Origin of the sequence: Paracoccus solventivorans (assembly GCF_900142875.1) — a bacterium.
In the GTDB taxonomy this organism is placed as follows: Bacteria; Pseudomonadota; Alphaproteobacteria; order Rhodobacterales; family Rhodobacteraceae; genus Paracoccus; species Paracoccus solventivorans.
Genome location: NZ_FRCK01000013.1, coordinates 13,437 through 33,336, shown reverse-complemented (window position 1 = coordinate 33,336; position 19,900 = coordinate 13,437). Strand labels below are relative to the sequence as shown.

Here is a 19,900-nt window from a genome sequence, read left to right as displayed (position 1 = left end):
CGCTAAGCCCGATCACGGACCTGATCGGGCGCCGACGGAACGCCTGCGGGGGCTTGGTGCGGGCGGCGGGACTCGAACCCGCACGGCACGAGGCCACGAGATTTTAAGTCTCGAATGTCTACCATTCCATCACGCCCGCGCCTGTTTCCGGGGATATGTGATCCGCCGCCCCTGCGCAATCCGGGACGCCGGTTATCTGTGACCCGGACTGTGACGTGGAGCCAGCGCCCCAAGGGACCCCGAGAAGCCCGCAAATGCCGGCGTTGGGGCCTTTCGCAAAACTTGAACTCCCTGTGGCAGCAGTCGGTGCGGGTTCGAGTCCCGTCCGCACCAGATGGCACAAGGCCCGGGCTGACGCCCGGTCCTGCCTCCGGCGGGGATATTTTTCCCAAGGAAGAGATATGCCGGGGCGGAGCGGCGGGCGCCGAGAGGCACAGGCCAGAGCAGCGTTTCCGGAACGAAAAGACCCCGCCAGGCCGGGCCAGGCGGGGCAAGTCGCGTCCCGTGACCGCCAGGGCGGCGGCGCGGGACACCGGCGAAACTGGGGTCAGCGGGCCTCTGCCAGCTCGGCCCGGATCTGCTGACGCAGGATGTCGATCGGGATCATCTGCCCGTCGCGGCGGAAATGCCAATAGGTCCAGCCGTTGCACGAGGGCGCCCCTTCCAGCGCGGCGCCGACCTGGTGGATCGAGCCGCGCACGTCGCGCCCGATCAGCGAGCCGTCGGCGCGCACCCGCGCGGTGTGGCGGGTGTTGACCGAGACCAGCTCCTCTCCCGGGCGCAGCATCCCGCGCTCGACCACCTGGCCGAAGGGGACGCGAGGTTCCGCACGCTTGCCGGTGGTGGTGGCCAGCGCGCTGGCGTCCAGGCGGCGGACGCGGGACAGGCGGCGCTCGGCCACCTCGCGGTAGGCGGCCTCGCGCTCGATCCCGATCCAGTCGCGGCCCAGCATCTTGGCGACCGCGCCGGTGGTGCCGGTGCCGAAGAACGGGTCCAGCACCACGTCGCCGGGGTTGGTCGTGCCCACCAGCACCCGGTGCAGCAGGCTTTCGGGCTTCTGGGTCGGGTGCGCCTTGGCACCCTCGGCGTCCTTCAGCCGCTCGCCCCCGGTGCAGATCGGCAGCGTCCAGTCCGAACGCATCTGGATGCCCTCGTTCAGGCTTTTCAGCGCCTCGTAGTTGAAGGTGTATTTGGCGCCCTCGGTCTTGGAGGCCCAGATCAGCGTCTCATGCGCGTTGGTCAGGCGCTTGCCGCGGAAGTTCGGCATCGGGTTCGACTTGCGCCAGACCACGTCGTTGAGGATCCAGAACCCCTGGTTCTGCAGCTCGGCGCCGACGCGGAAGATGTTGTGATAGCTGCCGATCACCCAGATCGCGCCGTTCGGTTTCAGCAGCCGGCGCGCCGCCGCCAGCCAGTTCTGCGTGAAGCGGTCATAGGCGGCAAAGCTGCCGAACTGGTCCCAGGCGTCGTCCACCGCATCCACCCGGCTGTTGTCGGGCCGGTGCAGATCGCCGCGCAGCTGCAGGTTATAGGGCGGGTCGGCGAAGATCAGATCGACCGAGCCCTCGGGCAGGGAGTTCATCACCTCGATACAGTCACCGGCAAGGATGCTGTTGATCGGCAATGCGGATTCGATGCGCGCGGTGCCGCGCGGCTTGGCGTGTGTCGTGGTCATCTCTGCTCTCAACCCGGCGGCGTTCGGTACCGCTCATCTGTTGCGCCCAAGATGAGTCACAGGTGATTCGGCGTCAATTCTTATTTTGAATCAGTCGGTTGAGTTTTCGGCTGGACACAAGATCTTGTGGATCGCCGCAAATCCCATCCTATGGAGCGGGGTCGGACCCAGTTCCGCCAGCGCCCGGCGATGGGTCCGGGTCGGATAACCCATGTTCCGGTCCCAGCCATAGCCGGGGTGCTGTTGCGCCAAATCCACCATGATCCGGTCGCGCACCACCTTGGCGACGATCGAGGCCGCCGCGATCGACAGGCTTTGCGCATCGCCGCCGACGATCGCGCGGGCGGGCAGCCCCAGCTGCGCCGGGATGCGGTTGCCGTCCACCAGCACCACGCAGGGGCGCGATTTCAGCGCCGCCACCGCCCGGCACATCGCCAGATGGCTCGCGTGATAGATGTTGAGCTGCGCGATCTCCGCGACGCTGGCATGGGCCACGGCCCAGTCGGCGCAGGCCATGATCCGGGCGGCCAGCCGCTCGCGCTCGGCCGCGGACAGTTTCTTGGAATCGTCGAGCCCGCGGGGAATGCCGCGCGCCGGCAGGATCACCGCCGCCGCCGTCACCGGCCCGGCCAGCGGCCCGCGCCCGACCTCATCGACGCCGCAGACCAGAAGCGCGCCCTCGGCCATGCAGGCGCGTTCGTGGGCAAGGTTGGGACGGGCGGGTTTCATGCCGCCCCTTTACCCCGCGACCGCCGCCGCCGCCAGACTGCCGCGCCGTGCTTGCGTCGCGCGCGGCCGCAGGGGTATTTTTACCAGAAAGAAGTCCCTGCCGCTTCTTTCTGGTAAAAATACCCCTGCGAGGCGCCGCCGAGGACCGCCCTAGCCCCCTGCCCGGCCCGAGCCGTGGGTGCCGAACCACAGCGGCGCGTGCCGGTTCACGTCCTTGTAGAGCAGATAGCGGAACCGCCCCGGCCCGCCGGCATAGCAGGCCTGCGGGCAGAAGGCGCGCAGCCACATGAAATCGCCCGGCCCCACCTCGACCCAGTCGCGGTTCAGGCGATAGACCGCCTTGCCCTCCAGCACGAACAGCCCGTGTTCCATCACATGAGTTTCGGCAAAGGGGATCGAGCCGCCGGGCTGGAAGGTGACCAGGGTGATATGCATGTCGTGGCGCAGGTCGGCCGGGTCCATGAAGCGGGTGGTGGCCCAGGCGCCCTCGGTATCGGGCATGGGCGAGGGCGCGATGTCCTGTTCCTGCGCGATGATCGGATCGGGGGGCGTCACCCCGGCCGCCGGCTGCCAGCGCTTGCGCCACCAGTGGAAACCGGCATTACCGGGGGTGGCGTTGCGCAGCGACCAGTCGGTGCCGGGGGGCACATAGGCAAAGCCGCCGGGGACCAGCCGGTGGGTGACGCCGGCGATGGTCACGTCCAGCTCTCCCCCGGTGACGAAAATCGCGGACTGGATTTCCGGGTCGTCCTCGGGGGTGTCGCAGCCGCCGCCCTCGGCCAGCTCGACCACATACTGGCTGAAGGTCTCGGCAAACCCCGACAGCGGCCGGGCGAGCATCCACATGCGCATCCCGGTCCAGCCGGGCAGGAAGCTGGTCACGATGTCGCGCATGACACTGCGCGGAATCACCGCATAGGCGTCGGTGAACACCGCGGTGTCGGTGGTCAGCCCGGTCTGCGGCGGCAGCCCGGCCACGGGGCCGGCATAGGGCGTCGGCACCGGCGCCGGGGCATCTTCGCCGGGGATCGGGGCGGGGTCGCCCCGCGGGGTGGTCTCGTCGATCATCTGCTCACTCTCTCATTCCTGTCTCGCGGACGGGCTTGGGGCTGCCTGCCCCCAACCATTGCCGCGGCCTTGCTCGCCGGAAACGGTCCACCGGCCCATCCGGCAGGAAAACAGCCTTGTGGTCGGTTTCCTGATCCGCCTCCGAACGCGCGAAAGCCCCGAAGATATTTCCACATCAAGGACGCTCGCCCCCATTCTTCATCACCCAAATATCCCGGGGGAGGCCCGGGACGGGCCGGGGGCAGCGCCCCCCTTACTCCAGCGCCGCTTTCAGCCGCAGTTCCGCGATGCGCATCACCTGCCGCTCGGCCTCGGCGCGTTCGGTGGCGCTGTCGTTCTGCAGCCGCCGGGCCATGGCCGCCATGATCCCGGGCTTGTCGTGGTCGCGCACCGCGATGATGAAGGGGAAGCCGTGGCGGGCGACGTAAGCTTCGTTCAGGCGGGTGAACTCGGCGCGCTCGGCGTCGGTCAGCGCGTCGAGCCCGGCGCTGGCCTGCTCGGCGGTCGACTCTGCCGTCAGGCGCTTCGCCGCCGCCAGCTTGCCGGCGAGGTCCGGGTGGGCGCACAGCACCGCCAGCCGCTCATCATCGCTGGCCGCGCGGAACAGCTGCGCCATGGCGGCGGCGAGACCTGCGGCGCTGTCATGGGCGGCGCCGAGCTCGCCATCCCAGCAGCGTTCCGCGACCCAGGGGGAATGTTCATAGATGCTGCCGAAGCGGTCCACGAAGGGGCTGCGGTCCAGCGTCGAGGGCCGCTCGGCGGCGCGATACGGATGCTCGGCCGCCCAGTGGCGCGCGATGTCGAGCCGTGTCGCGAACCAGACGCCCTCATGCGCGCGCATGTGGTCGAGGAAACGCTTCAGCCCCTCGGCCCGGCCCGGGCGGCCGGCCAGCCGGCAATGCAGCCCGACCGATAGCATCCGCGCCCGCCCCTCGCCCCCTTCGCGCCACAGGCAGTCGAAGCTGTCGCGCAGATAGGCAAAGAAATCCTCGCCGGTGCCGAAACCGCCGCTGGCAAAGCGCATGTCGTTGGCGTCCAGCGTATAGGGCACGATCAGCTGCGGGCGCCCCTGATGCACATGCCAATAGGGCAGTTCATCGGCATAGGAATCCGCCAGATATTCAAACCCGCCCTCTTCGCAGCCCAGGGCCACCGTGTTCATCGAGGCGCGGCCCTGGTAGAATCCCAGCGGGCGCGAACCTGTCACCTGCGTGTGCAGGGCGACGGCGCGGGCGATGTGCTCGGCCTCGACCTCGCGCGGGACGTCCTTGTAGTCGATCCATTTCAGCCCGTGGGTGGCCATTTCCCAGCCGGCTTCGACCATGGCGCTTGTCTGTTCCGGGCTGCGCGCCAGGGCGGTGGCGACGCCGTAGCAGGTGACCGGCAGGCCCGAAAGCAGCCGGTAGAGCCGCCAGAACCCGGCCCGCGCGCCGTAGTCATAGATGGTTTCCATGTTCCAGTGCCGCTGCCCCGGCCAGGGCTGGGCGCCGGTGATCTCGGACAGGAACGCCTCGGACGCCGCATCGCCGTGCTCGATCGAGTTCTCGCCGCCCTCTTCGTAGTTGACGACGATCTGCACCGCGATGCGCGCGCCGCCGGGCCAGCGCGGATCGGGCGGGTTTTCCCCGTAGCCTCGCATGTCGCGGCTGTAGCGCATCATCGGCGGTTCCTCCTTCGTCCTGCGGCGTGCAGGGTCGGGCGCGTGGCCCGGCTTGTCCAGTGGCCGGGCGGCGGATTTCCGGCAGGCGGCAAGCGGTCAGAGCCGCACCAGCTCGCGCTCTTTCGGCAGGAAGGCGGTCAGCAGCCCCAGCGCCGGCAGCACCGAGCAGATCAGGAACACGAAGCGGATCCCCTGCGCGTCGGCCACCTGCCCCAGCACCGCCGCGGCGATGCCGCCCATGCCGAAGGCAAAGCCGAAGAACAGCCCCGCGATCAGCCCGGTGCGGCCGGGCACCAGTTCCTGCGCGAACACCACGATCGCCGGCGCGGCCGAGGCCATGATGCCCCCCACCAGCACCGTCAGCACCGCTGTCGCCGCCAGCCCGACATGCGGCATCAGCAGCGAAAACGGCAGCACGCCCAGGATCGAGAACCAGATCACCCGCCGGGTGCCGATGCGGTCCCCGGCGATGCCGCCCAGCATCACGCCGGCTGCCGCGCCGAACAGCAGCAGGAACAGCATGATCTGGGCGCCCTGCGCGCTCATCTCGAACTTGTCGATCAGGAAGAAGGTGTAATAGCTGGTCAGGCTGGCCATGTAGAAGGCCTTGGTCATCGACAGCACCGCCAGCACGGTGATCGCCATCACGATGCGCCCGCGCGCCAGAGGCGGCCCCTCGACATGGCGCAGCGCCCCGGCCTTGCGGCGGCCCTCGGCCCAGCGGCCGACCTGCCACAGCACGCCTGCGCCGGCCAGCGCGATCAGCCCCAGCCAGCCCAGCACCGGGCGGCCCAGCGGCACCACCAGGAACGCCGCCAGCAGCGGCCCCAGCGCCTGCCCGCCGTTGCCGCCCAGCTGGAACAGCGACTGCGCGGTGCCGAAGCGCCCGCCCGAGGCGGTGCGCGCCACCCGCGAGCTTTCGGGGTGGAAGATCGACGAGCCCAGCCCGATCAGCATCGCCCCGGTCAGCAGCATCGCATAGCTGCCCGCCTGCGCCAGCGTCAGCACGCCGACAAAGCTGCACAGCATTCCCACCGCCAGCGAGCGCGGCATCGGGCGCCGGTCGGTGACCATCCCCACCACCGGCTGCAGCAGCGAGGCGGTGACCTGGAACGCGAAGGTCATCAGCCCGATCTGCGCATAGCTCAGCGAGAACTCGTCCTTGAGCAGCGGGTAGATCGCCGACAGCAGCGACTGCAGGATGTCGTTGACCATGTGGCACAGGCTGATCGCGATCAGCACCGGCCAGGCGGTGCGCGCGGCCGAAGGCGCGGCGGGCGCGGCAGTCCGGGGGGGCGGGGGCGCAGCCATGCTGGAGAAGTTCCCGGTCGACATGCTGCCCCTTTCCTCGCGTCCCAGCCCGCCTCGGACCCGTTCGGCAGAGGCGGCGACTCAGCCCCCGTCGCGGGGGGCGTTCCCGCGACAAGAGGACGCGGCGGTCAGGGCGAGTCAACCCCGCGGCGGGGCCGATGCGGGGCCGGTCCGCGCGCGGCCTGCGGTCCGGCGAGGGCTGCGCGCGGCGTGCGGGCGCCCGGCCCAGGGCAGGACCGGATGCGGACCAGTCTTTATTGTCATGTTTCGATCGCGGGGCCGCCGCCCTATGATCCATCGCGCAAGGATCGGAACAACATGACGAATTTTACGCGGTCAGTGGCAATACCTATGGGACCGGCAGGATCGGGCCGCTCTGTTGTCACCTGGGCGGGGATCCGCGGCGTGATCATGGACCGGATCAGCAACGGCACCTATCCGCCCGGAACCCTGATACCAACCGAACAACAATTCGCCGCCGAATTCGGCAGCGCCCGCGCCACCGTCAACCGCGCCCTGACCTCGCTGGCCGAGCGCGGGGTGCTGGAACGGCGACGCCGGGTCGGCACCCGGGTGGTGCTGGGGCTGGAGCCCGAGCCCGAGCGGGCCAGCCTGCCGGTGATCCGCGACATGATCGAGGAACGCGGCTGGCGCTTCGACTTCCGCTATCTCGGCTCGCTGCCCTGCCCGGTGCCGCCGCAAGCGCCGGGCGAGCCGGCCGAGCGGCTGTTCCGCAGCGACCCCGCCGACCTGCGCGAATTGCGCACGCTGCTTTACTGCGACGGGCGGCTGTTCTGCGCCGAGCGGCGCTGGATCGATTCCGCGGCGCTGCCGCAGCTGACCGACGACCTGCTGCGCACGGTGACCGCGAACGAATGGCTGGCCCACAACACCGCCCTGACCCTGATCGAGCGGCTGGTCTCGGCGCGCGCAGCCGGCGAGGTCGGGGCCGACCAGATGCTGCGCTGCCTGCCCGAGGCGCCGCTGCTGGTGCAGGAAACCACGCTGTGGGTGGGCGCGCGCCCGCTCATCTGGACCCAGCACAGCTTCGCGCCCGAGTTCCGCATGGATCTGTCGCGCGCGGGCGACGGGGTGACGCTGGCCGCGCCCGCCCGCCGCGGATAACGCCTGCCCCTAACCCTTGCGCAGCGCCCGGAAATCGCTGGCGCGCTTGCCCAGGAACGCGGCGATCCCCTCGGCCGCCTCGGCCGATGCCAGCGCCTGCGCCATCGGCGCCACCTCGGCCTGCAGCTGCCCCTGCATCAGCGCGCGCCGCGCCCCGGTCAGCAGCGCCTTGATCGAGGCCTGCGCCTGCGCCGGGCCATGGGCCAGCCGCGCGGCCAGCGCCTCGGCTTCCTCCAGCGCCGCGCCGGGATCGGTCACCGCGTTGATCGCGCCCAGATCCAGCAGGCGGGGGGCGGCGACGGGGCGGCCCAGCAGGCAAAGCTCGGCCGCCAGCGCCGGGGGCAGCGCCGCCGACAGGCTGCCGGTCAGCCCCCCGTCCGGCACCAGCCCGGCATTGACGTAAGAGGCAGCGAATTGCGCATCCCGCGCCGCCACCACCAGATCGCAGGCCAGCGCCAGCGACAGGCCGGCCCCGGCCGCGCCGCCTTCGACCGCCGCGATCACCGGGCGCGGGCAGTCGAGCACCGCCCCGATCAGCCGCTGCAATGCCTCGATCGCGGCGCGGCGGGCGGGCTCGTCCATGGTCTGCGCGCCCAGCAGCATCTCCAGATCGCCGCCGGCGCAGAAGAACCCCTCGGCGCCGGTCACCACCACCGCCCCGATCCGCGGCTCGGCCGCCGCCTGCGCCAGCGCCTGCGTCAGCCCCGCCTGGAACCCCGGTGTCAGCGCATTGCGGCGGCGCGGGTTGTCGTTGACCACAAGCAGATGCGTGTCCCGGTCGATGATCCGGCAGTTCTCGAACGGCATGGGCAGTTCCTTTTTCGGTGGCGTGGTCCGGGCAGCAAGCCAGCAGCGCCCCGCCGCGGCAAGCCTGCTGACGCAAGGTCATCTGCCTTGGCGCGGCCGCGGTCGGCCCCCGCGATAAAACTTTCTTGAATCGGCAGGGATTGGCAGGCGGCCGCGGTCCTGCGAGTGGTAGGGCTGGACGACCAGAAGGAACCCGACCGAATGCGCCCGTTTTCCGCGCTTGCCGCCGCCTTGATGCTTGCCACCGCCCTGCCCCTCTCCGCGCAGGAGGCGCGGGTCCACATGACCCCCGCCGACATCGAGTCCGCCAGCTATCCCGGCGCGGGCGACCTGCCGCCGGGACAGTCGGCGCTGACCGCCAAGCTGCAGATCCTGCTGGACCGGGCCGGGATTTCCCCGGGCGTGGTGGACGGGTTCCGCGGCGGGATGAGCGAAAGCGCCATCCGCGCATTCGAGCGCAAGCACGGGCTGGCGCAGGACGGGCGGCTGGACCCGCATGTCTGGGCGCTGCTGGAACAGCACGCGACCGCGCCGCTGACCGGCCATTACACCATCACCGAACAGGACGCGCATGGGTTGGTCGACGCCATCCCCACCGACTACGCCGAAAAGGCCAAGATGGCGTCGATGGGCTACACCTCGGTGCAGGAAAGACTGGCCGAGCGCTTTCACATGGACGAACGCTTCCTGGCGCAGCTGAACCCCTCCGCGCGCTTCGTTGCGGGCGAAACGATCAACATCACCGTCCCCGCCAAGCCCAGCCGCGAGAAGGTGCTGCGGATCATCGTGGACAAGGCCAGCGGCCGGGTCGCCGCCTATGACGCGACCGGGCGGCTGGTGGTGGATTATCCGGCCACGGTCGGCTCGGCCGCGACGCCCTCGCCCCACGGCTCGCATCTGGTCGAGGCGGCGGTGATCGACCCCGACTATACCTACAACCCCAACATCAACTTCAAGCAGGGCGAGAACGACAAGGTGCTGCGGATTCCGCCGGGGCCGAACGGGCCGGTGGGCAATGTGTGGATCGACCTGAGCAAGCCGACCTACGGCATCCACGGCACCGCCACGCCTTCGCGGCTGTTCGTGAACCAGAGCAACGGCTGCGTGCGGCTGACCAACTGGGACGCGCAGGAGCTGGCCAGGATGGTGGTCCCCGGGCAGACCATCGTCGATTTCCTCGACCCCGGGGTCAGCATCGCCGAGGTGACGAAGCCGGTCGAGCCGACGCCGATGCCAGCTGTGGCGGCAGGCGCTGTGACGGACCCTGTGATGGGCGCTGTGACGGACGGCGGCACGGCAAATGCCGCCGAGGCCGCGCTGCTTCCGGCCCCCATCCCGGCCACGCGGCCGGTGGCCCGGCGGCTGCCGGGACCGGCGGTCTCGGCAGCCGCCGACCCGCTGGCAGCGGCGCTGAACCAGGCCACGGGAACGGCGGCGGCGCAGGAGACCGCGCAGCCGGTCGCCAACTGATGCGTAGCACGGCCCCCAACGCCCGCGGCGGGGGCCAGGGCTGCAAACCGGCAGCGGGAATTTTGCTGGCGGCCGCGCCGGCGCTGGCGCTGCCGGAGTCTCCCGCATCGGCCCTGCCTGCTGCTGCACTGCCGGCCGCGAGCTGATGACCGGGCGGGCGCGACACGTCATGGGACCGCGCCCCGCCCGGGGCCGCAGACTCTGCATCGCAGCCGCACTGGCGGTGACACTGGCGGTCCCCACGCCGTTGCTGTCGCAACCGATCACCCGCCCGCCCACGCAGGCCGGACCGGCGGCCGAGGCTGAACCTCCCGCACCCGCGCCCGGGCAGGCCGGGCCGACAGCCGAGGCCGAACCTCTCGCGCCCGCACAGGCCGGGCCCGCGGCCGAGGCCGAATACCCCGCGCCCCGCCCGGGCGAGGCGGCGGCTGTCGATTCCGCGCTGCAGCCAGCCTCCAGCCGTCCCGAGCCCCGACCGGGCAACCCACCTTCCCAGCAGACCCCGGGGCAACCGGCAGCGGACGAAACCGACCCCACACCAGATGCCGCCCCTGCCCCGCCGGATGCCGACGTCAGGCCGGGGCCAGAGCCTCCGCCTCCCGATGCCGCCCTGCTGCCCGCGCCCCGCCCGGGCGACGCGGCGGCTATCGATTCTGCGCTGCCGCAGCCTGCCCCCAGCCGCCCCGAACCTCGACCGGACAGCCCGCCTGCCCCCGCGCAGCAGACCCCGGCGCAACCGGCAACAGAGGAAACCGACCCCACGCCAGAAACCGCCGCTGCCCCGCCGGAGGCCGACATCCTTCCCGCGCCAGAGCCTCCGCCCCCCGATGCCCCGCCGCTGCACCAGACCCTGCGGGAAAGCGATTTCGATCATGCCGCCTGCCGGCTGGGGCTGCGGCTGCTGGGGGTCGAGGCGGCAAAGGCCGCGCCCGTCGCCGACCCCGACAACCGCGATTGCGGCATCGACCGGCCGGTCGAGGTGCGTGCCCTCCAGCCCGGGCTGGCGCTGGACATCCCGGCCGTGATGCGCTGCGACACCGCGCGCAGCCTGGCGCTGTGGATGCGCGAGGCGGTGATCCCGGCGGCGCGGCGGCTCGAGGGCAGCCCGCGGATCACCTCGGTCGCGCTCGGGACCTCCTACGCCTGCCGCGGGGTGGTGGGCGGGGCCTCGACGGCGACGGTTTCCGAACATGCGCTCGGCAATGCGGTGGACATCGCGGGCTTCGGTTTCGACGACGGCACCCGGCTGGAGATCGCGCCGCGCGGCGACCGCGGCGGCATCGAGATGGCGTTCCAGAACGCGGTGCAGGCGGCGGCCTGCCTGTATTTCGCGACCGTGCTCGGCCCCGGCAGCAACGCCGCCCACGACGACCACCTGCATCTGGACATCAAGGCGCGGGACAGCGGTTTTCGCCTGTGCCAGTAGCGCCCGGGTCGCGAACCCCTGAGCGGGAGCCCCATCGCACCCTTCCGCAAGGTCGCGGCCGATGGATGAGAAGTTGCAGCGCCTCCCCACACCTGCCTGGCCGATCGGGAGCTTCATCGCGCATTTCCTCAACGTCGCAACCCGCGACGAGAAGTTGCCGCGGAGCTCCCGGCCCGTCGTTCTCATCGACCGTGCAGCGCCGGCGATGCGCGGCCTAGCGCCGCCGCCGTTCCAGATCCAGATAGTCGGCGCTGAAATGCGCCAGCCGCGCCAGCTCGGGCCAGTCGAGGATCTCGATCTCGGTCCCGACCCAGCGCAGCAGCTTGCGGTCGCGCAGGTCGCGGACCGCCCGGTTCACGTGGATCGAGGAATACCCCAGCAGGATCGCAAGCTCTCGCTGCAGCAGCGGCAGCGTCATCCGATAGTCGCTGGCCGCCCCCACCACCGCCTGCCGCGTGTAGATCTCGCATACAAGATGCGCGAGATGCGCCGAGGACCGCAGGGTGTTGGCCGCGGCCAGCCACTGCCGGTGCACCGCCGCGTCGATCGCCGTCGCCATCCACAGCAGCCGCGTCAGATGCGGGTGGTTCTCGGTCAGGTCGCGCAGATGGCGATGATGCACGAACTCGACCCGCGCCGGGCCGAAGGCCACCAGCCGGTCGTCCACCTCGGCCAGCACGAAGTTGTGCAGGTCCATGAAATCGCCGGGCAGGTAAAGCGCGGTGATCACCGGGCGGGGCACGCGCGCGGGCATGGTGTGCAACCGCCCGGCCATGCCGTCCAGCACCAGGCAGCTGTGGCTCTTGTCGGGGCCCGGCGCGACGATCGTCTGCCCGTTCTGGAACTGCCGGGTTTCCGTGGGAATCGCGCGCAGGATGGCCAGATCGGCGGCGCCCAGCTCGTCGCGGCGCTGCAGATATCGGATGAAGTATTCGGTCAGCGCCATCATAACCTCGGTCCGCCAAAGCAACCGATTGAATGTCCAGCATTTTGTCTGGATGCAAGTCGTGTTCCAACATATTAACATAAATCAGGCGGATGCGAAGGAACAGCCGCACCAGCCAGGCGCCCCGCGCCCTCATGTCACACGCCCCGGTTGCAAACGCAGCGAAAGCGCATCCTCGAGCATCGCAAAGCTGTGCGCGGCGCTGTCCGAGCTGCGGGCGACGAACCCGTCCAGCGCCGGATACAGCCGCACCGCCTCGTCCAGCCGGGGATCGCTGCCCGGCGCATAAAGCCCCGCCTTGATCATCAACTCGGAGTCCGCATAAAGCCCCAGCGCCGCCCGCGCCCGCGCGATCAGGGCGTTTTCCGCCGCACTTGCCGCCCCCGGCAGCGAGCGGGAGACCGAGCGCAGCACATCCACCGCCGGAAACCGCCCGCGCTCGGCGATGGCGCGGTCCAGCACCACATGCCCGTCGAGCACCCCGCGCAGGATGTCGGCGACGGGTTCCTCCATGTCCGAGCCCGCGACCAGCACGCTGAACACCCCGGTGATGTCGCCCGTGCCCTCGGCCCCCGGGCCCGAACGTTCGGCCAGCGCCATGATCGCCTGCGCGGTCGAGGGCGGAAAGCCGCGGTTACTGGCGGCCTCGCCCGAGGCCAGCGCGATCTCGCGATGCGCCTCGGCAAAGCGGGTGATGGAATCGGCCAGGAACAGCACGTGGCGGCCGTGGTCACGGAAATGCTCGGCCACCGCCATCGCCGCCCAGGCGCAGCGCCGTCGCATCAGGGGCGACTGGTCCGAGGTCGCCGCCACCACCACCGCCCGCGCCATCCCCTCGGGGCCAAGGGTGGATTCGACGAACTCGCGGACCTCGCGCCCGCGCTCGCCCACCATCGCGACCACCACCACATCGGCGGAAAGCCCGCGCGCCAGCGCCCCCAGCAGCGTCGATTTCCCCACGCCCGAGCCCGCGAACAGCCCGATCCTCTGCCCGCGCACGATCGGCAGCAGCGTGTCGAACACCGCCAGCCCGCTGTCGAGCCGCGCCCCCAGCCGCTTGCGGGCGGTCGCGGGCGGCGGGGGCGCGCGATAGCGGCGGTCCTCGTGCCCCGAACGCAGCGGCCGCCCGTCCAGCGGCCGGCCCAGCGGGTCGACGATGCGCCCGATCCAGCCGTCGCAGGGCGCGATGGCGGGGCGGAACAGCAGCTCGACCCGCGCCCCGATCGACAGCCCGTCGGTCGGCCCCTCGGGCAGGATCAGCGCGTGTTCGGGGTCGAGCCCCACCACCTCGCCGCTGAGCGCCCCGTTCAGGAACCCGACCCGGTCGCCGACCGAGGCGAAATGATTCAGCCCGCCCACCTCGACCACCCCGGCGCGAATCGCCGCCACTCGCCCGAAATAGCGCCCGATTCGCAGCTTTCTGATGCGTTCGGCGGTCGATTCGATCCTGTCCATGCGTTTTCCCGTCGATTCCGGCCCGAAAATCTTTGGGCTCGAAACGGTTTATAAACCTCTGGGGGTTAAGACCGGGTTTATCGCGGCCCGAGGAGGACCCTGTTTTGCTAGATCGGATCGACACCATGCGGATGGCGCGAGAGCTGGGTGCCCATGCCGCGAATCGCCAGCGGGTGATCGCGACCAATGTCGCCAATGCCGACACCCCCGGCTATCGCGCCCGCGACCTGCGGGATTTCGACCCCGACCGTGCGCCCACGCGGCTGAAAGCCACCCGGCCCGGCCACGTCGCGGCCGCCGGCTGGGGCAGCACTGCCGGGGTGCGGGATGCGGGGGGCGAGCTTTCGCCCAACGGCAACTCGGTCTCGATCGAGGGCGAGATGCTGCGCGCCGCCGACGCCAAGCGCCAGTTCGACCTGTCGCTGTCGGTGATGCAGTCGGGGCTGTCGCTGCTGCGCACCGCCCTGGGACGCAGGGGGTAGCCATGTCCGAAACCTCCGCAACCGCCATTTCCGCCTCGGGGCTACGCGCCCAGGGGGTCAGGCTGCGCCATATCTCGGAAAACATCGCCAATGCCGACACGCCCGGCTATCGCCGCAAGCTGGTCAGCTTTGAGCCTGACCGCGATTTCGGCCGCGACACCGGCACGGTGCGCGCCAGCCGCACCCGCCACGACCGGGCCGAGCTGCCGCAGGTCTATGCCCCCGGCCACCCGATGGCGGGCGCGGACGGCTATTACCTCGGCTCGAACGTCGACCTGGTGATCGAGGTCGCCGACGCGCGCGAGGCCAGCCGCAGCTACGAGGCCAATCTGAAGATGTTCGAGCAGTCGCGGCAGATGTCCGCCGCGCTGCTGGACCTGATCCGCCGCTGAAAGGGATGCCATGATCTCGCTGACCCAATCCGCCCTGCAATCGGGCAGCCGCGTCGCCTCGGCCTATGCCGAGGCCCGCGCCGCCGCCGCCCCCGCCCCCGGCACCGCACCCGAGGGACAGGGGCTGACCGCCGCCGCCCGCGACTTTGCCGCGGTGATGGAGCGCGCCGACAGCGCCGCCATCGGCGCCATGCAGGGCCAGGGCGACACCCATGCGCTGGTCCAGTCCATCGCCGAGGCGCAGATCGCGCTGGAAACCGCCGTCGCCGTCCGCGACCGCGTGGTCGAGGCGTATCAGGAAATCCTGAGGATGCCGGTCTGATGGACGAAAACCTGATCTTCGACGTGACCCGTCAGGCGCTGTGGATCGCGGTGCGGATGGCGGCGCCGCTGCTGGCAGTGGCGCTGATCACCGGGGTCGCCATCGGCCTGTTCCAGGCGCTGACCTCGGTGCAGGAAATGACCCTGACCTTCGTGCCCAAGGTCGGGCTGATGCTGGTGGTGTTCTGGGTGACCATGAGCTTCATGACCTCGACGCTGGCCGGGTTCTTTTCCGACAGCATCCTGCCGCTGGTCGCGGGGGGCTAGGCCATGGACAACGCGATCTATGCCGCGCTGACCCGCCAGTCCGGGCTGATGAACGAGATGCGCGCCGTGGCCAACAACATGGCCAACAGCGCCACCACCGGCTTTCGCCGCGAAGGGGTGGTGTTTTCCGAACATCTGACCGCCATCGGCCCGGGGGGCGAGACCCTGTCGATGGCCAATGCCCGCGGCCGCGAGGTCGACCTGACCCCGGCCTCGCTGTCCCAGACCGGCGGCCGCTTCGATCTGGCGCTGGAACGCGAGGGGTTCTTCATGGTCGAAACCCCGCAGGGCAACCGCCTGACACGCGCCGGCGCCTTCATGACCTCGGACGAGGGCGAGCTGATCAACCCCGACGGCCACCGCGTCCTTGACGACGGGCAGGCGCCGATCGCGCTGCCGCCGGGGGCGCGCAGCGTGGGCGTCGGCCCCGACGGCACGATTTCGGCGGACGGGCTGCCGATCGCGCGGATCGGGGTCTTCGACCAGCCCGACCGCGCAGGGCTGCGCCACCAGGGCGGCACGCTGTTTGCCACCACGGCCCCCGAGCCGGTCGAGGAGCCGCTGGTCCGCCAGGGTTTCCTTGAAGAATCCAACGTCAAGCCGGTGCTGGAAATCGCCCGCATGATCGAGGTCCAGCGCGCCTACGAACTGGGCCAGTCCTTCCTCGACGGCGAGGACCAGCGCATCCGTTCCGTCATCTCCGCAACCACCCGCTGAAAGGCTTCCCGATGAGAGCATTGCAGATCGCCGCCACCGGGATGGCGGCCCAGCAGACCAGGGTCGAGGTGATTTCCCAGAACCTCGCCAACATGTCCACCACCGGCTACAACGCCCGCCGCGCCGAGTTCGCCGACCTCGCCTATCAGCAGGTCACCCGCCCCGGCACCATCGCCGCCGCCGACGGCACCATGGTGCCCGCCGGGGTGCAGATGGGGCTGGGGGTGCGGCCGAACGCGGTGACGGTGACGCTGGCGCAGGGCACGCCCACCCATACCGGCGGCGATCTCGACATCGCCATCGAGGGCCACGGCTATCTCGAAGTGACGCTGCCCTCGGGGGTCTCGGCCTATACCCGCGACGGCGGGCTGAAACGCTCGGCCGACGGGCAGATCGAGACCTCGGACGGCTATCCGCTGGCCCCGGGCATCACCATCCCCCAGGAAACCCGCAGCCTCTCGATCAGCGCCGCGGGCGAGGTCTTCGCCTATTTCGACGACCAGATCGAGCCGCAGAACCTCGGCCAGATCACCCTGGCCGGGTTCGTCAACGAAAAGGGGCTCGAGGCGATCGGCTCGAACCTGTTTCTGGAAACCACCGCCTCGGGGGCGCCGCTGGTCGGCAACCCGGGCGAACAGGGGCTGGGCACGCTGCGCCAGCATTACCTGGAAGAAAGCACCGTCGATCCGGTGCGCGAGATCACCGAGCTGATCAAGGCCCAGCGCGGCTATGAGCTCAACTCCAAGGTGATCACCGCCGCCGACCAGATGCTGGGCGCAACGGTGCAGGTGCGGTGATGCGGATGCTGTTCCTGCTGGCGCTTCTGCCCGGTGCGGCGCTGGCCGACGGGCTGGTCGCGGCCCGCGTCCTGCCCGCCGGCACGGTGCTGACCGCCGCCGACATCATCGCCCCGGCCGCGGGCGGCAATGGCCTCAGCGCCGAGCAGGCCATCGGCCAGCAGCTGCGCAGCGCAGTCTATCAGGGCCGCCCGATCACCGCCGCGCAACTGACCACGCCGACGCTGGTCAACCGCAACCAGATCGTGACGCTCGCCTATGACAACGCCGCGCTGCGGATCGAGACCGAGGCCCGCGCCCTGGGCGCCGGCAGCGCCGGCGACGTGATCCGCGTGATGAACCTTGCCTCGCGGGCGACGCTCAGCGCCCGCATCAACCCCGACGGCACCCTGTCCGTCGCCCAGCGCTGAAGGATTCGCGCATGAACACCAGAACCGCCGTCACCGCGCTGTCGCTGGCGCTGACGCTGGCCGCCTGCGGCCGGGTGGCCGAGGTCGGCCGCACCCCGACCATGAGCGCCCCCCACGCCGGCACCGAGTTCGAGGCGATGTCGCAGCCGGTCCACCCGATGCCAATGGGGCCGGCCGCGCCCGGCGGGGCGGCGTCGCTGTGGTCGGGCCAGCCGATGTCGCTGGTCGGCGACCGCCGCGCCCGCACCCGCGGCGACATCCTGACCGTGGTGATCGAGATCGACGACAAGGCCGAGATCCAGAACAGCTCGGGCCGCTCGCGCAGCGCTTCGGAAAGCGTGGGCGTGCCGCAGCTGATGGGGCTTCTGCAGAAGCTCGACGAGATCCTGCCCGAGGGCGCCAGCGCCGCCAATCTGGCTTCGGCCAAGGGCGGCTCGACCTTCAATGGCTCGGGCAGCATCTCGCGGCGCGACAAGCTGACGCTGCGGGTGGCGGCCACGGTAATCGACACGCTGCCGAACGGGGTGCTGCACGTGCAGGGCTCGCAGGAGGTGCGGGTGAACTACGAGCTGCGCGAACTGACCGTCTCGGGCTTCGTGCGCCCCTCGGATGTCAGCCGTGACAACGAGATCGCCTATGACCGCATCGCCGGCGCCCGCATCAGCTATGGCGGCCGCGGCCAGATCAGCGACGTGCAGCAGCCGCGCTATGGCCAGCAGCTCGCCGATATCATCCTGCCTTATTAAGGAGCTGCCATGCTGAGAAAGCTCCTGCCGGTGCTGCTGAGCGTCCTGGCCCTGGTGGCGGGGGCGGTGGGCGGCGACTTGCTGCGCGGCACGACCGCGGCCGGCATCGCTGCGCCCGACCCGCAGGCTGCCCTGCCGGCGGACGAGCTGCCGGGGGTCGAGCCGATTGCGGCAGACAACGCCATACCCCCTCCACCCGCGGCAGCCCCGCCCCGGCCGGCAGAACCCGGCAAGGCCGATGCGGCAGCGGCGACGGCCTGGTTCAAGTTCCCGCAGCAATTCTTCGTGCCGGTGATGCACGGCGGCCATCTGGACAGCACGATGATCCTGTCGCTGTCGGTCGAGATGCCCGAAACCGCCAGCGAAGAGGTCTATGCCCATGAGATCAAGCTGCGCGACGCGCTGCTGCGCCAGCTGCTGATCCACGCCAACACCGGCGGGTTCGACGGCAATTTCACCACCGAGGCGCATCTGCGAAAGCTGCGCGCCGAGCTGACCGCGACCGCCCGGACCATCGTGCCCCGGATCGGCGAGATCCTGATCGGCGACATCGCCCGGCAAGAGCGATGACCGCCCTACCCAGGCAAGCCACCAGCCGGCCGCCCCCGGTCGTCATCCTGCTGGCCACCTATCAGGGCGAGCGGTTCCTGGCCGCGCAGCTGGACAGCATCCTGGCGCAAAGCTGCCGGGACTGGCGGCTGGTGGTCTCGGACGACGGCTCCACCGACGCGACGCGCGAGCTCCTGCGCCGCTTTGCCGCCGCCCATCCCGACCGCGACATCGAGCTTCGCGACGGTCCCCGCCAAGGCGCCACCCGCAACTTCCTGTCGCTGCTGGATGCGGTGGCGCCCGGAGAAGCCGTCGCCTGGTGCGACCAGGACGATCTGTGGCTGCCCGACCGGCTGGCCCGGGGCCTCGCCGCACTCTCGGCCGCACGGGGCGGCGGCGGCGACCCATCTATGCCCGGGGTGCCACATCCCGCGCAACCGGAGGTGGTGGGAGTGACAGCTACAGCGGCCAACATGATTCAGCCGAACGGGGCCCGGGATGACGTTCCGTGGTCGGGTGACCGGCCTGTGCGCGACTCCCACTCTCACCCCGACCCAAATGGAGCGCAATCAACCGCCCGGCTCCTTGCGAGAGGCGGAGGGGGTGACGGCGCAGGGCCCGGCAATCCGCCTCCGGGGGCGGTCTGTCCGGGCACTCGCCTGGGTCGGGCGCAGCGCCACGTCCTATCCTGGCCCGACGCACAGGCCGGAGCGGCACAGGCTCGCGCTCCAGTCGCCCCGCATGGATGTCCGCAGCCCCCCGCCGTTCTCCATGTCGCCCGCACCACGATCTGCAACGTGGATCTGCGCCCGATCCGGGGGGCGCCGCGCTATGCGCGACCGCCCGGGTTCCGCAATGCCCTGGTGCAATCCTGCACGCCGGGCAACACGATGCTGATCGACCCGGCCGGCGCGGCGCTGCTGCGGCAGGGGCGCGATCACGCAGCCGCAGCCGGCGTGGTGGCGCATGACTGGTGGAGCTATCTGCTGATCGCCGGCGCCGGCGGGCTGGTGATCCGCGACCCGGCGCAGACCGTGCTTTACCGCCAGCACGGCGGCAATGCGGTGGGGCGCAACGACACCCTTCCGGCGATGCTGACCCGGCTGACCCGGCTGGGTTCGGGCGATTTCGGGGAGTGGCTGCGCCGCAACATCCGGGCGCTGGCGGGGGTGAAATCGCTGCTGACGCCGGAAAACGCGGCCCTGCTGGAACGGTTCGCCCGCAGCCTCGAAGCCCCCGGCCCGAGCGCCGCCGCAGAGCTGGCGCGGATCGGGGTCTACCGCCAGACCCGCCTGGGCACGGCCGCATTGCTGGCAGCCGCAGCGGCAGGACGGTTGGCTGGGCGCGCGACAACCGGCGCAGGCTCGCGGCGCATGGCAATTGCCGGCCACATTCGGCGGGGCACATCCGACGCCTGACGTCGGAAGGTCCAGCGCCAAGCCTTTGCAACTGCTGCGCGGGGTTGACGCGGAACAGGGCGAACTGTCGGAGGGGATAACCTTCACGGCTACCCGCCAGCGGTGCTGTCCACGCCTGCCGGATCGCGC

Annotated in this window: 21 protein-coding genes and 1 tRNA gene; 13 read left to right on the top strand and 9 right to left on the bottom strand. The window is 70.7% G+C overall.

The annotated features are described in order from the left end of the window. Positions 1-54: 54 nt before the first annotated feature. The 6 genes from BUB57_RS14960 to BUB57_RS14935 form a co-directional block, all read right to left on the bottom strand. Positions 55-139, bottom strand: a tRNA-Leu gene (locus tag BUB57_RS14960). 408 nt (positions 140-547) lie between these two features. After that, positions 548-1,675 (bottom strand): site-specific DNA-methyltransferase, encoded by a 1,128-nt coding sequence (locus BUB57_RS14955; protein WP_073068474.1) that lies wholly within the window; start codon positions 1,673-1,675, stop codon positions 548-550. Positions 1,676-1,765: 90 nt separating this feature from the next. After that, positions 1,766-2,404, bottom strand: coding sequence for a ribonuclease HII (locus tag BUB57_RS14950; protein ID WP_073068471.1), 639 nt, complete (start codon positions 2,402-2,404; stop codon positions 1,766-1,768). A 150-nt stretch (positions 2,405-2,554) separates the two neighbouring features. Beyond that, complete coding sequence (locus BUB57_RS14945) at positions 2,555-3,472, bottom strand: bifunctional allantoicase/(S)-ureidoglycine aminohydrolase (protein ID WP_084732197.1); 918 nt, start codon at positions 3,470-3,472, stop codon at positions 2,555-2,557. A 253-nt stretch (positions 3,473-3,725) separates the two neighbouring features. Then, complete coding sequence (puuE, locus tag BUB57_RS14940; RefSeq protein ID WP_073068469.1) at positions 3,726-5,132, bottom strand: allantoinase PuuE; 1,407 nt, start codon at positions 5,130-5,132, stop codon at positions 3,726-3,728. A gap of 96 nt (positions 5,133-5,228) precedes the next feature. Next, a complete protein-coding gene (locus tag BUB57_RS14935) occupies positions 5,229-6,467 on the bottom strand; it encodes an MFS transporter (protein ID WP_084732196.1) in 1,239 nt (412 codons plus the stop codon). 387 nt (positions 6,468-6,854) lie between these two features. Here BUB57_RS14935 and BUB57_RS14930 point away from each other — a divergent pair, with 387 nt between their 5' ends. Continuing rightward, complete coding sequence (locus BUB57_RS14930) at positions 6,855-7,568, top strand: GntR family transcriptional regulator (RefSeq protein ID WP_159435580.1); 714 nt, start codon at positions 6,855-6,857, stop codon at positions 7,566-7,568. 9 nt (positions 7,569-7,577) lie between these two features. Here the strand turns inward: BUB57_RS14930 and BUB57_RS14925 are convergent, their stop codons facing one another. Beyond that, positions 7,578-8,375, bottom strand: coding sequence for an oxepin-CoA hydrolase, alternative type (locus tag BUB57_RS14925; RefSeq protein WP_073068463.1), 798 nt, complete (start codon positions 8,373-8,375; stop codon positions 7,578-7,580). Positions 8,376-8,576: 201 nt separating this feature from the next. On the opposite strand from BUB57_RS14925, the gene BUB57_RS14920 reads away from it, so the two are divergent. Both BUB57_RS14920 and BUB57_RS16355 read left to right on the top strand, forming a co-directional pair. Continuing rightward, the gene (locus tag BUB57_RS14920; protein WP_084732205.1) at positions 8,577-9,845 is read left to right on the top strand and encodes a L,D-transpeptidase family protein; all 1,269 of its coding nucleotides are present in this window, start codon (positions 8,577-8,579) and stop codon (positions 9,843-9,845) included. 223 nt (positions 9,846-10,068) lie between these two features. Continuing rightward, positions 10,069-11,271: an extensin-like domain-containing protein gene (locus BUB57_RS16355; RefSeq protein ID WP_234952104.1), complete on the top strand. Its 1,203-nt coding sequence runs from the start codon at positions 10,069-10,071 to the stop codon at positions 11,269-11,271. Between the two features lie 214 nt (positions 11,272-11,485). Here the strand turns inward: BUB57_RS16355 and BUB57_RS14910 are convergent, their stop codons facing one another. Both BUB57_RS14910 and BUB57_RS14905 read right to left on the bottom strand, forming a co-directional pair. Then, complete coding sequence (locus BUB57_RS14910; RefSeq protein ID WP_234952103.1) at positions 11,486-12,220, bottom strand: Crp/Fnr family transcriptional regulator; 735 nt, start codon at positions 12,218-12,220, stop codon at positions 11,486-11,488. 129 nt (positions 12,221-12,349) lie between these two features. Continuing rightward, entirely contained in the window at positions 12,350-13,672 is a 1,323-nt protein-coding gene (locus tag BUB57_RS14905; protein ID WP_073068459.1) for a FliI/YscN family ATPase, read from the bottom strand. Between the two features lie 104 nt (positions 13,673-13,776). Between BUB57_RS14905 and BUB57_RS14900 the strand changes: the two genes are divergently transcribed. From BUB57_RS14900 to BUB57_RS14855, 10 genes are read left to right on the top strand one after another with little or no spacing between them, the layout of a single operon-like run. Then, positions 13,777-14,154 carry a FlgB family protein gene (locus BUB57_RS14900; protein ID WP_073068457.1) on the top strand — a complete coding sequence of 126 codons (378 nt, stop codon included), beginning with the start codon at positions 13,777-13,779 and terminating at the stop codon, positions 14,152-14,154. Positions 14,155-14,156: 2 nt separating this feature from the next. Then, a complete protein-coding gene (flgC, locus tag BUB57_RS14895) occupies positions 14,157-14,546 on the top strand; it encodes a flagellar basal body rod protein FlgC (RefSeq protein WP_073068454.1) in 390 nt (129 codons plus the stop codon). Positions 14,547-14,556: 10 nt separating this feature from the next. Beyond that, the gene (locus BUB57_RS14890; protein WP_073068452.1) at positions 14,557-14,868 is read left to right on the top strand and encodes a flagellar hook-basal body complex protein FliE; all 312 of its coding nucleotides are present in this window, start codon (positions 14,557-14,559) and stop codon (positions 14,866-14,868) included. Next, entirely contained in the window at positions 14,868-15,134 is a 267-nt protein-coding gene (locus tag BUB57_RS14885) for a flagellar biosynthetic protein FliQ (protein WP_073068450.1), read from the top strand. The genes BUB57_RS14890 and BUB57_RS14885 overlap by 1 nt, the downstream gene beginning before the upstream one ends. 3 nt (positions 15,135-15,137) lie before the next feature. Next, a complete protein-coding gene (locus BUB57_RS14880) occupies positions 15,138-15,851 on the top strand; it encodes a flagellar hook-basal body complex protein (protein WP_073068448.1) in 714 nt (237 codons plus the stop codon). 11 nt (positions 15,852-15,862) lie between these two features. Beyond that, entirely contained in the window at positions 15,863-16,648 is a 786-nt protein-coding gene (gene flgG, locus BUB57_RS14875) for a flagellar basal-body rod protein FlgG (RefSeq protein WP_073068446.1), read from the top strand. Beyond that, positions 16,648-17,058, top strand: coding sequence for a flagellar basal body P-ring formation chaperone FlgA (gene flgA / locus BUB57_RS14870; protein ID WP_073068444.1), 411 nt, complete (start codon positions 16,648-16,650; stop codon positions 17,056-17,058). The genes flgG and flgA overlap by 1 nt, the downstream gene beginning before the upstream one ends. A gap of 11 nt (positions 17,059-17,069) precedes the next feature. Beyond that, entirely contained in the window at positions 17,070-17,804 is a 735-nt protein-coding gene (flgH, locus tag BUB57_RS14865) for a flagellar basal body L-ring protein FlgH (protein ID WP_073068441.1), read from the top strand. 9 nt (positions 17,805-17,813) lie between these two features. After that, complete coding sequence (locus BUB57_RS14860; RefSeq protein WP_073068439.1) at positions 17,814-18,374, top strand: hypothetical protein; 561 nt, start codon at positions 17,814-17,816, stop codon at positions 18,372-18,374. Continuing rightward, the gene (locus tag BUB57_RS14855) at positions 18,371-19,771 is read left to right on the top strand and encodes a glycosyltransferase (RefSeq protein WP_073068437.1); all 1,401 of its coding nucleotides are present in this window, start codon (positions 18,371-18,373) and stop codon (positions 19,769-19,771) included. The genes BUB57_RS14860 and BUB57_RS14855 overlap by 4 nt, the downstream gene beginning before the upstream one ends. The last annotated feature ends 129 nt before the right edge of the window (positions 19,772-19,900 follow it).